Annotated in this window: 17 protein-coding genes; 6 read left to right on the top strand and 11 right to left on the bottom strand. The window is 38.1% G+C overall.

Annotated features, from left to right (window positions below):
• Positions 1 to 79: 79 nt before the first annotated feature.
• Positions 80 to 319: a hypothetical protein gene (locus tag FAZ19_RS19325; RefSeq protein WP_136822411.1), complete on the bottom strand. Its 240-nt coding sequence runs from the start codon at positions 317 to 319 to the stop codon at positions 80 to 82.
• A 238-nt stretch (positions 320 to 557) separates the two neighbouring features.
• Between FAZ19_RS19325 and FAZ19_RS19320 the strand changes: the two genes are divergently transcribed.
• Positions 558 to 1,628, top strand: a complete 1,071-nt coding sequence (locus FAZ19_RS19320; protein WP_136822410.1) for a sensor histidine kinase — start codon at positions 558 to 560, stop codon at positions 1,626 to 1,628.
• Positions 1,625 to 2,359 (top strand): LytR/AlgR family response regulator transcription factor, encoded by a 735-nt coding sequence (locus FAZ19_RS19315; protein WP_136822409.1) that lies wholly within the window; start codon positions 1,625 to 1,627, stop codon positions 2,357 to 2,359. The genes FAZ19_RS19320 and FAZ19_RS19315 overlap by 4 nt, the downstream gene beginning before the upstream one ends.
• A gap of 213 nt (positions 2,360 to 2,572) precedes the next feature.
• Here the strand turns inward: FAZ19_RS19315 and FAZ19_RS19310 are convergent, their stop codons facing one another.
• Positions 2,573 to 4,033 (bottom strand): FAD-binding oxidoreductase, encoded by a 1,461-nt coding sequence (locus tag FAZ19_RS19310; RefSeq protein WP_136822408.1) that lies wholly within the window; start codon positions 4,031 to 4,033, stop codon positions 2,573 to 2,575.
• A 125-nt stretch (positions 4,034 to 4,158) separates the two neighbouring features.
• On the opposite strand from FAZ19_RS19310, the gene FAZ19_RS19305 reads away from it, so the two are divergent.
• The 3 genes from FAZ19_RS19305 (at position 4,159) to FAZ19_RS19295 (ending at position 6,133) form a co-directional block, all read left to right on the top strand.
• On the top strand, positions 4,159 to 4,866 hold the full coding sequence (locus FAZ19_RS19305; protein ID WP_136822407.1) for an AAA family ATPase: 708 nt from the start codon (positions 4,159 to 4,161) through the stop codon (positions 4,864 to 4,866).
• Positions 4,867 to 4,957: 91 nt separating this feature from the next.
• Positions 4,958 to 5,539, top strand: a complete 582-nt coding sequence (locus FAZ19_RS19300; protein ID WP_262709355.1) for a PD-(D/E)XK nuclease family transposase — start codon at positions 4,958 to 4,960, stop codon at positions 5,537 to 5,539.
• A gap of 252 nt (positions 5,540 to 5,791) precedes the next feature.
• Positions 5,792 to 6,133 (top strand): hypothetical protein, encoded by a 342-nt coding sequence (locus FAZ19_RS19295; protein WP_188876172.1) that lies wholly within the window; start codon positions 5,792 to 5,794, stop codon positions 6,131 to 6,133.
• A gap of 151 nt (positions 6,134 to 6,284) precedes the next feature.
• Here the strand turns inward: FAZ19_RS19295 and FAZ19_RS19290 are convergent, their stop codons facing one another.
• On the bottom strand, positions 6,285 to 6,584 hold the full coding sequence (locus FAZ19_RS19290; RefSeq protein WP_136822404.1) for a hypothetical protein: 300 nt from the start codon (positions 6,582 to 6,584) through the stop codon (positions 6,285 to 6,287).
• A 63-nt stretch (positions 6,585 to 6,647) separates the two neighbouring features.
• Positions 6,648 to 7,088, bottom strand: a complete 441-nt coding sequence (locus FAZ19_RS19285; RefSeq protein ID WP_136822403.1) for an Hsp20/alpha crystallin family protein — start codon at positions 7,086 to 7,088, stop codon at positions 6,648 to 6,650.
• 179 nt (positions 7,089 to 7,267) lie between these two features.
• On the opposite strand from FAZ19_RS19285, the gene FAZ19_RS19280 reads away from it, so the two are divergent.
• Positions 7,268 to 7,477, top strand: coding sequence for a hypothetical protein (locus FAZ19_RS19280; protein WP_136822402.1), 210 nt, complete (start codon positions 7,268 to 7,270; stop codon positions 7,475 to 7,477).
• 44 nt (positions 7,478 to 7,521) lie between these two features.
• On the opposite strand, the gene FAZ19_RS19275 is transcribed toward FAZ19_RS19280, so the two are convergent.
• The 7 genes from FAZ19_RS19275 to FAZ19_RS19245 all read right to left on the bottom strand — a co-directional run bounded on the left by FAZ19_RS19275 (position 7,522) and on the right by FAZ19_RS19245 (position 13,467).
• Positions 7,522 to 8,208: a DUF4272 domain-containing protein gene (locus tag FAZ19_RS19275; protein WP_136822401.1), complete on the bottom strand. Its 687-nt coding sequence runs from the start codon at positions 8,206 to 8,208 to the stop codon at positions 7,522 to 7,524.
• 77 nt (positions 8,209 to 8,285) lie between these two features.
• On the bottom strand, positions 8,286 to 8,819 hold the full coding sequence (locus FAZ19_RS19270; protein ID WP_136822400.1) for a hypothetical protein: 534 nt from the start codon (positions 8,817 to 8,819) through the stop codon (positions 8,286 to 8,288).
• A gap of 24 nt (positions 8,820 to 8,843) precedes the next feature.
• Complete coding sequence (locus FAZ19_RS19265; RefSeq protein ID WP_136822399.1) at positions 8,844 to 9,896, bottom strand: DUF695 domain-containing protein; 1,053 nt, start codon at positions 9,894 to 9,896, stop codon at positions 8,844 to 8,846.
• A complete protein-coding gene (locus FAZ19_RS19260; protein ID WP_136822398.1) occupies positions 9,884 to 10,081 on the bottom strand; it encodes a hypothetical protein in 198 nt (65 codons plus the stop codon). The genes FAZ19_RS19265 and FAZ19_RS19260 overlap by 13 nt, the downstream gene beginning before the upstream one ends.
• On the bottom strand, positions 10,078 to 10,566 hold the full coding sequence (locus FAZ19_RS19255; RefSeq protein WP_136822397.1) for a hypothetical protein: 489 nt from the start codon (positions 10,564 to 10,566) through the stop codon (positions 10,078 to 10,080). The genes FAZ19_RS19260 and FAZ19_RS19255 overlap by 4 nt, the downstream gene beginning before the upstream one ends.
• Before the next feature lie 306 nt (positions 10,567 to 10,872).
• A complete protein-coding gene (locus tag FAZ19_RS19250) occupies positions 10,873 to 12,213 on the bottom strand; it encodes a TlpA family protein disulfide reductase (protein WP_136822396.1) in 1,341 nt (446 codons plus the stop codon).
• A 21-nt stretch (positions 12,214 to 12,234) separates the two neighbouring features.
• The gene (locus FAZ19_RS19245) at positions 12,235 to 13,467 is read right to left on the bottom strand and encodes a thioredoxin family protein (protein ID WP_136822395.1); all 1,233 of its coding nucleotides are present in this window, start codon (positions 13,465 to 13,467) and stop codon (positions 12,235 to 12,237) included.
• Position 13,468 lies beyond the last annotated feature (1 nt).

Below are 13,468 nucleotides of genomic sequence, written 5' to 3'. Positions count from 1 at the left end.
CGCGGGCGACCACCGTGAATGGGAGATTACCTCTTTCGTAACCTTGGAATCGCCCTGCACTAAAGAGCGTGCGCTGAGATTAAATCAATAGTTCGCAATCGAATCCGTGAAGGTGTAAAACAGTTATAACTTCCTCTGCTGCGAAAGCTTTACCTTCTACCCGTAGCACACAGTCGCAATCCTCCAAATCGATCGTCACCCGGATCGAATTCAACAGTTTGCTTAGCGCGTCTATGATTTGGTGAGCATCTTCGTGATTATCTACGTTAGTTTTAAATACTTCGATGATGATATCCATTCCTTCTTCTATACCGTTCATAAAAACTTCTATTTGTTTAATTTCTAATGATAACCTCGGAGCCCGATGCAGAAAACTGCATGTTGTACACGAAGATAGACAGTTACAGTATGAAGCTTTTTTCTTTTATACCAAATAGCTACAAAATTATATTAACGGATATCTTGTAGATAAATTTGGATGTTTCGTATAAAATCCAAAAAAAAGGAAATGGCATACTTTATCTTTGCAGGTAAATGTGATATTTAAGGATAGATATATGGACAATAATCTTACCAATTTTCAAAACAAACCGTTGATGCTTTTCTTGACGGAGAAGAAATATAGGCTCTTTCGACATTTTTTGTTTCTATTCCTTTTCCTTTTTTTTCTCTATAATAGGAGCTTCACTGCGTATGATGGGCAGCATCATATACCCATTTTGGTTGTTATCTATTCATTTTTAATATTGATGTTTTATGTTAACATGTATCTATTGGTCCCTATCTATCTTATGAAAGGGAAGTATATCCTGTATCTGTTTATTTTATGTTTACTGGATTTTCTAGCCTTAATTTTTATTAGAGCATCCTTGAATTTTTATTTGTCGGCCTTTGGCGTGCCAAGTAGACCTATTAGTTGGCCGAATCTAGTTGAAGGTGTTTATATAACTATTCTACTCATTTCAACAAGTACATCTATAAAGCTATTTCAGCGATGGGCCACTGACTCAGTACGAATAGCGGAACTCAATCAACTTTCTCTCAAACTTGAACTCACTGCATTGAAAGATCAAATCAACCCCCATTTTTTGTTTAATATGCTGAACAACGTAAAGACTTTGACGCGTAAAAACCCCATATTGGCGGGGCAGGTAATCATGAGACTTTCTGATTTTTTGAGATATCAAGTGTATGGAAAGAACGACGAAAATGTCTCTCTTGCTTCTGAGGTAGAGTTTATTTCCAATTTCCTAAACTTAGAAAAGATTAGAAGAGACAATTTTAAGGTTAGTATCGATATAGACACAGGACAGGAAGAGATAAACATCGAAGGTCTGTTTTTACCTCCAAACCTCTTTACTACATTTGTCGAAAATGCGATTAAACACAGTTCGGATCCCTACAGCAACCCGTCTTTCATCGCTGTGCATTTTATTGTATCTAAGCAAGCAGCAACGTTTATTTGTCGAAATTCTCGTGCGCTCGATGTTAGCGTAACAAAGGAGGAGAGTGGCCTAGGTCTGTTTAACATCCGTCGCAGATTAGAATTGCTTTATAAGAACCGATACACATTAAATATATCCCAAACGACAAACGAATATAGTATAAACTTAAGTGTTCCATTATGACTTGTATCATCGTAGATGACGAACCTCTTGCTAGGGAAGAACTCCAGTATCTTATCGAAACCTGTTCCGACCTCGAAATTATAGGCCTATATTCTAATGCGTTTTATGCTGGTGAATTTTTGGAAACAAGACAAACCGATATCATTTTTTTGGATATTCAAATGCCTAAAGTAAATGGGTTAAGTTTTGCAACCCGTATTCCCTTCCACACAAGTATCATATTTACAACCGCTTATCCGCAATACGCGCTGGAAAGTTACAACGTTGATGCATTGGATTATCTCCTCAAGCCAATCGATCAGGGTCGATTGGAAAAAGCTATCGCTAAAGTAAAACAGTATCGAGGAGGGAGCGGAGTTCGTGACATAAACTCCAGTTGTGGAGATAGCGACGACCTTCAGGATTTCCTTCTCGTTAGAGCAGAGCGACAATTCAAAAAAGTGGTACTTAAACATATCAAATTTATCGAAGGTTTGAAGGATTATGTTGTTATCTATGTAAAGGAGCAAAAAATACTGACGGCCATGAATCTTAAAACAATTCATAAAAAGTTGCCTTCTTCTCAATTTATCAGGGTCAGCAAATCATACATCGTTAATATCTCGTATATCGATAGATTTGATACTCATACGATCTTCGTTGATGATCAAGCGATACCATTAGGCGATGTCTATCGAGATGACTTCTTAAGGTTGTGGGAAACACAAATTTTCATGAAAAGTAATATATAAGATTTGGCCGGAACAGAGTACAATTAGAATGACAACCACGTATCCACTACGACATACCTTTCAATTTTTTTATATATAAGAAGTTTCGAGGTTTGCTAACAAATAAAACACGAATTAAAGACGAAAGTGAAAGTCTCTATAAAGTGGCAATTGAGAAATATGTTTACTATTTTTGGGAGAGAGGTAGAAGTCGCCCGATGTTAGTGGCTGTTTTTATTTGTAGTGTTCATAAAACTTATTATTGAACAATTCGGTCGGATCGTATTTCAGTTTTAATTGAAAAAACGTGTCGGCGTTTGGATAAGATTTTCTCATTTTGTCTTTGTCAATGTGTAAACGATAAGGCAAATAAAATGTTCCTTCGTTTTTTAGTGCGACTTCTACAAGTTGGCTTGTCAATTTTTTCATTTCTGCTTCTTGTTTGTATGTTTTCTTTTGGTTGAACAAGATTACAAAACCAAATACATTTTCTCTTGCGTAGTTCAAATAACTGTCATTGTCTTGATGAACGCCACGAATGGTTATGTTTAGCAAGTCTATTTTTGAGTTTCTCAAAATTGGTTTCATATCCGAAATGAATTGATTAAAATTCCTTTCAGGAATAAAATATTCTTGAAGTAAGTCGGTTGAAGAAGTGTCTTTATTTTCAATTAGTGAAACGTGGTCGCTTAAAAGTTCATTTCTTGAATAAATTTCGTTTTTAAAAACTTTATTCATTCCTGTTTCCAAATCCCAACGAAGACGTTTTCCATATTCGCTGTTCACACTTCCTCGAAACACCAACCTTTGTGTTTCGGTGCTTTTCCCATTTTGTAAAATAGGTATAGCTGCGTCAACTTTTTCAAAGAAATTTAATGTTGCTTCTTCTAAAAAATGTTTGTTTGAAATCCGTAATCTACCAAATACGAGATTTACATTTGGATTTTCTGAAATGTATTTTTTGTAATATTTTACGTAATTGTCAGGACTTAAACGAATGTATTTGTATTGCAAGGCTTCGTTTTCTACAACTTTTAATTTTATGTCTAAAACAACGCCAAATAATCCATAGCCTCCAATTACTAATTTGAAAAGTTCTTGATTTTCTTGTCTGCTACAAGTGATAATTTCGCCATTTCCTTTCATTAAAGTGAAAGAAATTACACTTGATGAAATTGGTGGTAAATCTTTTTGCCAACCGTGTCCGTTTACACTTATTGAACCGCCTATTGAAAATGAACTGAATGCTTGCATTATGGAAATTGATTTTCCATATTTGTTTAAATACTTTAAAGCATCTTCCCACAAAGCACCAGAACCAATGGTTAAAATATTGTTTATGGTGTCAAGTTCCATCTGCTTGTAAGGAAGCATATTCAACACCATTCCGTTTGGATAAATAGTGTGTCCACCCATACTGTGTCTTGCACCAGCAATAGAAATTTTTAGATTATTTTCTTTTGCATATTTGAACGCTTTTTTGAGTTGAATTTCAATCTCTTTTTTGTCGGTCGGAACTTGGATAATGGTATCAATTTTGGTTAAGTTCAGTTGACTTGCATCATTTGTATAACCTTTTGGTATTTCGATACTTATTTCCCTTTCATTCCATTTGGTTTTTAAAATGTGAAAAATTGGAATAGATAGAAATACAATTATTATTAAAATTCCGATAATCCAAAAATATTTTTTCATCTATCACCTAATTTCTCAAGTTTTTCAAATATGACCGATTACAACTGTTACCGAAATAAATATAGTGAAACTTACTATTATATGATCTTATTTCATCCTTATCTTTACGTTTAATTTATCGATCCATGATTTATATCAGCCAGATACGGAATAACAGACCCACAGCCGAGCGGAATAGTTACCCCTATAATATTCCGTCTATCGCCAAGCTTGATGAATTGAGCCTCCGGAACCCCGTTACATTTATCATCGGTGAAAACGGTTCCGGCAAATCAACGTTGGTCGAATCCATCGCGATCAATGCGGGGTTCAATGCGGAAGGAGGGAGCAGTAATTTCAATTTTAGCACACAGGATTCACATTCCGTACTGTTTGAAGATATTCAGCTCATACGTACAGGGTATCGGAATAAAGACGGCTACTTTTTAAGAGCAGAGAGCTTCTATAATGTAGCTACAGCGGTAGACAATTATCTGGTTCAGGATAGTTATGGTGGGTCTCTTCATGAGCGTTCACACGGGGAGAGTTTCCTTGCACTTCTGCACAACCGGCTGTATGGGAATGGGCTTTATATCTTTGATGAGCCGGAGTCTGCACTGTCGGTCGTTAGCCAGATGAATATGCTCACGCGGATCCGGGAACTGGTTAACGCCAGGTCACAATTTATCATCGCTACGCACTCGCCGATCCTGCTGGCTTATCCCGATGCCGACATCTATCAGGTTACGGAAGATGGATTACAGCAGGTGGGCTATGAAGATACCGAGCAGTATAGATTAACCAAATACTTTATGAATAACTATAGCCGAATGCTCCAGGAACTGGGGCTGTAACACATGATATCTGCCTGTGCAATAGAGACTCGGGAGAAATATTTTGCTGAAGGCGTTTGATTTATATGGCCAGTAAGAGTCTTTCGTTGAAATTGCCAAATATGCAAATTCAACTCAAGAGTTTTACGAAGGATTGGGGTTTATTTACATGGAACTCATTAACTTTGTAAAAGGCGAAGCAGAGTTGGAGAGCGAGCTGGACAAGGTATTCTTTATGCTCAAGAATATGTCCACGTTAAAAAAGTTGCCCCGGATACTGAATTCGGGCGTTTTCCAGCGATTTTTCCAGCTGGCGAGCTACGCAAAATTGACAAAGGAGGAGCGATATATGTATGATATCAGTTTAAAGCGCAAATGGGACGCGGAAGCCGTCCGGCAGGCACAAGAGGAAGATAGGCAGGCGTTATTGGCGAAGCAGCAGGCACTGGAGGCACAAAGGCAAGCATTAGAAGAGAAGCAGCGGGCATTAGAAGAGGCGCATGTGTTAAATTTAACCCAGGCTAAAAAGGAAGCACTTGCTGAAGGCCTTGCCGAAGGCGAGCGAAAAAGGGCTATTGAATCTGCTCGAAAAATGAAGAACGATGGACTGCCAATAGAGCAGATAATCCGTTTTACGGAACTTTCTGCGGAAGAACTCCGAAGGACTCTGCGAAGCAAAGTCGAGAAACTCTAGGCACTTACTATCGAAGAGGTCGGGAACTTGAAATAGTTTTTAAGTTGCCTCGGGAAATCCGTTGCCGAGATAGCTATGTCCTTCAAAATATACAAGCGTTCTGAATCGGAACGCTTTTTTTATGCCCAGCATTAGAACTGTTAGGACGTTGCTTATCATAGCTTGAATCTACGACGAGCATGTAACCTCACATTTTAGTGATAAGTTCTATTCATACTTGAGGTTTTCAAGAACAAATTGTCAGATTAAGTCTTGACTAGTTCATATTATTATAAAGAAGCTGGTTTATCTCCACATTTTTTTATTTGGTTTCACGCGCTGCAAACTTTGGCTTTGGCAATCATTTACAATGGGGTCTACCTGCCCGTAGCCATAGTAATGGGTATTGCAATGTCAGGAGCAACTATTGCAGTTGCTTTCAGAAACTCCGTTTTCCAATTACAGATAAGTGTATTTTTTTTTGCTGTCGTTGCATTGCTTCTGAGTTTTTATGCCGAATTACCGATACCGCTAAACACATTAACTGTACTGATGGCATTCAAACTGATGGTTGGGTTCGCAGGAAGTTATGGGAAATATCATATAAAAGACTGATAGATTTAAATAAAAAAATAAAGATGAAGGAGATATCTGGCTTCCCGTCCTGAAAAATGCAGCGACCTTGCGTCCGACCAAGAAGATATAAACATAGTATAAAAAGCACTTAAGCGAATCGATGATTTAAAAACGGCAAACTTTAGCTTTTTTACAAAAGTTTATTCTCTTCCAAGTTGAGTTTTTTAAAAATCTCCTTAGTGATTATTTTTATATTATAAGCGAGATGCTCGCAGTTGCAGTATAGAGCGGCCAATGTAAACGGGATTCCATCCTCTTTTTTGGTCAGATCGACGGTTATAATGGCGTTTTTCATGATTTCACGTTCTCCCTGCATCATATTAAAAAGGCGTGTGGCGAAAAGTTGGTCGGTTCCTAAATAGAAACTGGCGTAGGTTTCTAAACCTTTGAGCGTCTTCATATTTAATGAGATTTCAAAATGAGTTTCCATACATCAGAATTAAAAAAGTAGAGCTACCCATAGGTAGCTCTTAGCGACTAATATTTTTACAGATTATTTGATCTCAATTTGACGGCGTATTGTCTTCGCTTCTTCCCTTTTTGGGATAAGGATAGCTAATATACCATCATTATAAGTCGCCTGTATGCCGTTTTCATCGGCGCCGTCTGGCAAGGTAAATGAGCGTACAAAAGAACTGTAGCTGTACTCGCGCTTGGTAAAATTCGCACGTTGCTCTCTGTCTTCATTAGGTTGTTCTACAGAAATGCTTAGCAAATTCCTTTCCAGATTGAGTTGAAAATCTTCTTTTTTTAGACCTGGAGCGGCCATTTCCACAAGGTAATGGTCTGCTGTTTCACTGATATTTGCAGCGGGCACCCGTGTTACCATGCGGTCTGAAAAAAAGGTGTCATTAAAGATGGAATCCAAAACATCATTAAAGCCTGGCATTAATGCGTTGTTCTTTTTTTCGGGATTAAATTTAACTAATGTCATAGTGTTTCCTCCTAAAATTTGATGAATAAACTTTTAATATTAATTAAACCAATGAACATATGCTCGTTAATTGCACAGCAACAGGAATGCCAGAGCAAATACACGGCCCGTGAAGGGACAAAATTTCATTTTCGCTGAAAATTTTACAGTGGGAGGCTGTCAAAAGTTCAATATCGGTATTGCGGATAGTCAGGCGTTGGATATTCGTCTTTATCTTTATAGGCACAATTCTACTGATGCCAGACGGGGGCAATAGAGACATCCTCTTCGGATTACCTCGTGGCAAAAAGAAAGGGCACGGAACCAAGACCACGCGCCAGCGATTTGCATATACCGGTGCGAGTGGAGGGATTATTCCGAAGCAGACATTTACCAGTTATGGAGGATAGACTGCAGCTGGTCGAATATCAGGGTACAATTTGTAAATGATATTTTATGTATCTGTTGTCACCTCATCCCACTCATCAGCTTGGAACGTTATCCAATTGATAGCATAGTGCCGTTCCATTACCGTACTACTTGACAGATCAGCGGGGGCAGGTTTACCTTCTAGGTAAGCGTTGCGAACAGCCCAATGTGCGCGATAGATCAAGTCTGAAAAATCCAAGATATCTACGGTAGCACGGATCCGGACTTGACGGATAAATTCGGACGGATCACTCAGAAATTCCGGCAATTTTTCAATGATCGCTTGAGCATTGACAAAATCATCTTTTAGTGTCAATTTGTCGACCAATCTAATACTCCACAATAATACCCATAAAGATTCGGCACGCCATGATACGTTAGTTTTATCCTGCTCATCCCAATTGTCCAGTTCTAATAACCTCCTTTCATCAGGCGAGACGTGGTCCCATATATCGTATTCCTTGAAGTAGTTGGTTATGTTATCTTTTTGTTGCGGTACTTCTAATATGTAAAGTAAGTAGGCTAGTATTAGTACTCTCTTTGTAATATCTTGTGCCGTACGGATTTTTGCTTCCTCTTCCGATTCAATGTAAGGCAAATGGTCTATATAGGGGATGCCAAGTTGCTTTAAAATCTTTTCAGACGCTTGCTTTCGCTGAAGAGGTGATTTTGAGTTGTTATTTTCTCTTGCGAAAAGGTTTAATAGTCCCATATGTTTTGTTCATTGTCTAAATATAGCGAATGTGCATTTATTTTGCTATTGTATTTATAAATTAACGAATCCGGGTCTCATTCCAATTTTTTCCACTTTCCCTTTTTGAAATACATATTCTTAAATTTTTTCGAGTTAAAAACTAAGAAAAAATTCCATGCATTTCTGTATGTTGTCGGATCAGTCGCTAAAATATGATGACCAGGCTGTTCCATATTTATAATTAATCGATGCGATTCGTATGGCTTTACTGTCTGAATAGTTCCTTTTAAGGTGTTGATTATTTTATCTTTATCTGTTACATAAAAATAAATCGAATCATTGTTTCGTATTTCAAACCGAAAACTATTATACTGCCAATCAGCCTGTCGCCCTTTGAAATAATCGCGATCAATTACGTATGTACCGTAGTAATCATTTTTAGACAAAACCTTCTGCGCAAATAACCATTGAATTGTTACTGATAACAATCCCATGGCGGTTACTCCGATCCAGATCAGGCCAAGGGCCTTACCAAAGATGGATTTTTTTGATATTAGCCAGATTACTAATAGAATACCCGATAAGGGCAGGAGAATAAAAAGGAAAAATAAATTAAATCCAAATCCCATTTGTCTTTTAGTTTATGATTTTCGTCAGATCGGCATGAACCTTTCAAAAGATTGCCAATATTTGTCCTTATATATTTCATAGGTCAAGTCTAATTTACCTATATATTTATTTTTCAAGATATGAAGTAGTTTAGATGGTTTTCTAAACTCGTTACAGGCGAAATAAATTGCCCTCTCGCTGTCCGCTGTTTGTCTGCCGATGTTCAAATATCCTTCAAAGTCTTTAAGCTCGAGCATTATTTCATCTTCGAATCTATTTAATAATTCATAAGTTTCATTGTCCGGCATGCCATTACGATTTTTGCCATCGTATTTTATTTCTACTTTCAAGATCCAAGGATGGGATGCTTTGTTTTCCCAACCAAGCAAAGTTGTGTTGATGATTGCTAATAACGGAAGTCCGCTATTTAGCGTAGCTTCTAAACTTGAATAAGTATCATTTTCCGATTTGTATCGAACACCACTATATTTTTCTATAAACTCTTTTTCCCTCCAAATAAGATAGCTTTTAAGTTTAGCAATTGGAAGCAATTCTTTCTCAGCTTGGTCTTTTGAAATCACGGTTAAGTTGTCAATGCTTGTAACTGAGTTGAGTTCTCCGAGATAATTGTCAACGAATAAGTATGTGCCATTGATAATTGTTGATTTATCATCTTCTTTATAGTCATTATGAGCTACAACTATATCAACTTCATCTGGATAGTTTTTGTGCTCAATGGAATAAAATGAAAGGTTTTCACTGTCAAACCGGTAATCTGCCATTCTAATCCCAACATTCTCAATATCAAGGGCAGGTTTTAAAGCCGTGAATTTCCAATTCGGAATTATCGGTGCTGAACTTACAAGTTCTTCTACAAAAACGATGTTCTTCAACACTCCATCAGGTGTAAATATTAATTCGGCTGTATTGTCGTCACACATTCCTGTCAGATAAAAAAAACCGTCTTTTAATTCTTCAAGTTTTGATGAGAGTTTATTAAAAAAGTCATCTTCTATATTTTTGCCTGTTTTTACAGCTTTGTAGAAAGTAGGTTCGTTTGCTACGAACCAAATCCAAAAGTCTTTTATTCCTCCCATTTGTCAATCAGTTCAAATTTATTCTCAGTTAGCATTTGTTTAAATTCAGCTCTTGTTAAACTGTCGGCAAGTCTGTAGTAAAAGTGTTGATAACCAAACTCCAAATTGTAAAAATCTCTTGTCTGTTCATAGCCCAACTCAACTATGTTGCCTATAAAATCTTTAAATAGTCCTTCTTCTGTCAAAAAGGTTGTCCTACATTTTTCTTGTATATTAGGCAGAAGGCTTCGTCGGCTTGTCCGTAAAGCTTTTCATAGCCGTCTAACTTATTGATATAATCATCCAGCCGTCTATTTGTTAATGTTGTGGTTGATTGTAAGTCTGAAATTGTAAATGGAAATTGACTGTTATTCGGATTTGTTGTATGTAGGAATAATACATCATTACAACTGGCAAAGTCGAGTAAAATTGAATATAGCTGAAAGTCTGTTTTCAGCCTTTTTGTCTTGTCAACAAGTATATCAAAGTGTCTAAACAACTTGTCGAGATGTGGTTTTCGTCTTTTAAAACAGTTATTACCATAACCATTCCAGTCAAAATGTAAGTGCCAATTCTCAAACCAAGTTTCAGGATTATCAAAGTCAAACCAAGTCGCTTTATCCAGGTCATTTTCTGTCGCTAATTTTTTATAATAGCGTCTGGATCCTCTCTGTTTTTTTATTCCGTTCATTTAGTTTTTGCCATCTTCCTAAAATTGGTTATCACTACTTTTTTACCGTATCTCCCATTTATTTCATAGAGCTGTTTTCGATCCTTTTGCTAACCGTTGGCTACATTCGAATTACGTAATACGTTCATGTAAAAATAGACAAAAGTTGTGAGCCGAAGGTATGCGTTGTAAACTTGATGATCTGTGAACCCCTTCAGTCCCGCTTTTGGCAATAGGTTGCTAACTGCTGTTTCTCGTTTTTAGTCGTGTTTTGTTCGTCGATAATTCTTCTTTGATATCCAATTTGAATTGTTTATGCTTGCTTTGTTACTTCGCTAACCAAGTATTCAATAACTCTTTCAACTTTGGATCGCTTGGTCTTGGACTATCCGGGGTTACGATGTTTCCGGCTTTGTCAATAACTAAATAGCGTGGAATCCCTGTTATTTTATAAGCTTTGGAAAGATCATTGCCTGGTCCAGCATGAAGTTGTATGCCTTTCAGGTTCTTTTCTGGAACATACTTTTCCCAGGCCTTTTTGTCCTGATCAACCGATACGCCCACAAAAACAACATCTTTGCCTTCGAATTCTTCATTCAATTTCTCCCAATGCGGTTCTTCGGCTTTACAGGGGCCACACCATGTCGCCCATACATCGACGACGACAACCTTACCTTTAAGATCGGCCAATGAAATGTTTTTGCCACTGAGATCCGGATAACTAAAGTTGAAGGCTTTTGTCCCCTCTTTGGTATCAACTAGTTTTGTTGCCACCGCATTTGCTCTTTCAGTTTGTTCGGGCAAAGTTAAGTACTTGGCATATTCGTCGTTCAACGCAATATAATCGCTGTACGAGCGCGCACGCTCCATGTGCTGCAATATAAACTGGCCTTTAAGCACATCTGCCGGAATCGCATTGACTTGGTCGGCCAAGGTCGGCTTATTTTTAAAATCCACTTTTCTATATACTAGACTGGATAGAAAACGATCGCCATAAGGAAAGCGTAGCAAATCTGCTGTCAAAAAATTATCCGATTGGAAGTTTGTATAATAATCGCTCATCTCTTCAGCACTCGGATGTGCCGAACGTGGCATATATAAATGGGAGATCGCGTAGAATGCAAAATCATAATCGACCAGCTTTGCAAAAAATGTATCAAACCGATTGTTTCCGGTCTTCGCTTTGGCTTTAAGACCACCGAGCTTGACTTTCATTTCTTCTACTTCGGGAAAGAAGTCAACATAGGTCGACATCCCGCCAGGCGTAAGACCCTTTGCCCGCATATCTTGTGTGTATTGATCCCATTGGTACAAGGTTTGGTTTTCCTTGCTGTTTTTACCAATTAATTCATAAAAGGTAGGAGTTACCGCGAGGTTAAGGTCGTCATTCCCTTTAAAGTAAAAGCGGAGGACGTTTAATATGTTATTTGTATTACCCATTGTTAGGGTATACAGTCCCTCATACCCCGGAGTAAATCGAAAGGCAAAACGACCTAGACTGTCGGGTATGGACGTTCCAATTTCTACGACGTGGCCGTTGAGCACTTTGCCCAAACTTACTTTTTTTACGGTTTTGGGGTCTGCAGTCCCATTGATATTACTGGGCTTCTGTGCAAATGTGGTGTTGCCGAGTAACACCACTAGAAATAATACAATTACTTTTTTCATCTATTTATTTTTTTAATACTGTTAATCCATTGAAAAGGGTAGTGGTCGTTGCAGGTCCTTCGCTACCAAAGCCGCGCTATTTTTTTCTATTAATGCATCTTTCATAGACTGCAAATCTGCCTTCTCTAATTTTGGATACTGCGTCGACAAATCCATCTTTTCCAAAGTTGCAAGTGCTATCGCTGCTTCCTCAAAATTTCCGAGGAAGATATCCAGTACGGCTATTTTATATGTGTCCGTAAAGTGTAATACTTCTTTTTTTTGCTGCTGGGCGTACTCCTCCTTTAATTGTTGGAGCAGTGGCTGGTTATTTCGCTGATCGATGATTACCTGCCCCAGCGCATTGCTGCGTTGTTCCCAATTTTGATACAAGTCATAGTTGGCAATCAGTTCCAGGTAGCGTGTCGCATCTTGATCAGCCTTATAAAATTCGGTTATCCATTTCGGCAGATATACAGTCCAAAGGCGTTCTGTAAATACGGGCTTCACGTATTCCAGCATATGCTGCAAACTATCCAATTGGTGTGCAGTACCAAATTTCCTTGCTTTGGCCTGGGCTGTGGCGGTTACGGCATTGCGTAAGCCGTTGTCGCCATATTTACCACGTAGGTCTGGTATATGTTGAAATATCCATGCATTGTATTTTGCCGACATGCCCAGTGAACCGATGGTGTAGGTTAACTCATCGAATGCGTCCGTTTGCTGATCCATAAAATTGTTAAGCGCTTCGGCAGAAATCCGATGGCCGGTTTTAAAATAGCGATCACTGTAGAATGCGGGATATTCTTTATCCAGATTGGTGTCATAAGTTAAATAGATGCCCTGCTGTTTTAGCTCCATTCCACGTTTCAGCAACGGAATAAAGCGATCAACTCCTAGAAAACCTGATTCCAACAGGATCGTATTGCCGTTGGCGTCCATTAGGATATAAGTTGGGAAACCCGACACCGCGTATTTTCTTGATAATTTTTTTCCATCTTCCTCTTTAAAGACATCTGTCTTGTAGGTGATATAATTTGGATTTAAAACGGCCAGTACCTTCTCGTTGGGAAATACCTCCTGATCCATCTTTTTGCACGGCATACAACCTTCGAAATAGAGGTCGATGAGGATAAGCTTGTTTTCTTTTTGAGCCTGGGTTTTGACATCTTCAAAACGTCCTTCAAAAGGCTTAAATTCTTTCTGCGCTAAAGCCGTTTCCCAGACTAAAGCGGAAAGTAACAACAACAGCAGTGCTTTTTTAATTTTTAGCATG

This window comes from Sphingobacterium alkalisoli (assembly GCF_005049105.1).
GTDB lineage: Bacteria > Bacteroidota > Bacteroidia > Sphingobacteriales > Sphingobacteriaceae > Sphingobacterium > Sphingobacterium alkalisoli.
The sequence above is the reverse complement of the archived record's forward strand: the minus strand, read 5'-3'. Positions and strand labels throughout refer to the sequence as shown.

Coding starts and splice junctions, on each gene's coding strand:
- FAZ19_RS19325 (WP_136822411.1), bottom strand. CDS start 319: ATGAACGGTATAGAAGAAGGAATGGATATCATCATCGAAGTATTTAAA.
- FAZ19_RS19320 (WP_136822410.1), top strand. CDS start 558: ATGGACAATAATCTTACCAATTTTCAAAACAAACCGTTGATGCTTTTC.
- FAZ19_RS19315 (WP_136822409.1), top strand. CDS start 1,625: ATGACTTGTATCATCGTAGATGACGAACCTCTTGCTAGGGAAGAACTC.
- FAZ19_RS19310 (WP_136822408.1), bottom strand. CDS start 4,033: ATGAAAAAATATTTTTGGATTATCGGAATTTTAATAATAATTGTATTT.
- FAZ19_RS19305 (WP_136822407.1), top strand. CDS start 4,159: ATGATTTATATCAGCCAGATACGGAATAACAGACCCACAGCCGAGCGG.
- FAZ19_RS19290 (WP_136822404.1), bottom strand. CDS start 6,584: ATGGAAACTCATTTTGAAATCTCATTAAATATGAAGACGCTCAAAGGT.
- FAZ19_RS19285 (WP_136822403.1), bottom strand. CDS start 7,088: ATGACATTAGTTAAATTTAATCCCGAAAAAAAGAACAACGCATTAATG.
- FAZ19_RS19275 (WP_136822401.1), bottom strand. CDS start 8,208: ATGGGACTATTAAACCTTTTCGCAAGAGAAAATAACAACTCAAAATCA.
- FAZ19_RS19270 (WP_136822400.1), bottom strand. CDS start 8,819: ATGGGATTTGGATTTAATTTATTTTTCCTTTTTATTCTCCTGCCCTTA.
- FAZ19_RS19265 (WP_136822399.1), bottom strand. CDS start 9,896: ATGGGAGGAATAAAAGACTTTTGGATTTGGTTCGTAGCAAACGAACCT.
- FAZ19_RS19255 (WP_136822397.1), bottom strand. CDS start 10,566: ATGAACGGAATAAAAAAACAGAGAGGATCCAGACGCTATTATAAAAAA.
- FAZ19_RS19250 (WP_136822396.1), bottom strand. CDS start 12,213: ATGAAAAAAGTAATTGTATTATTTCTAGTGGTGTTACTCGGCAACACC.
- FAZ19_RS19245 (WP_136822395.1), bottom strand. CDS start 13,467: ATGCTAAAAATTAAAAAAGCACTGCTGTTGTTGTTACTTTCCGCTTTA.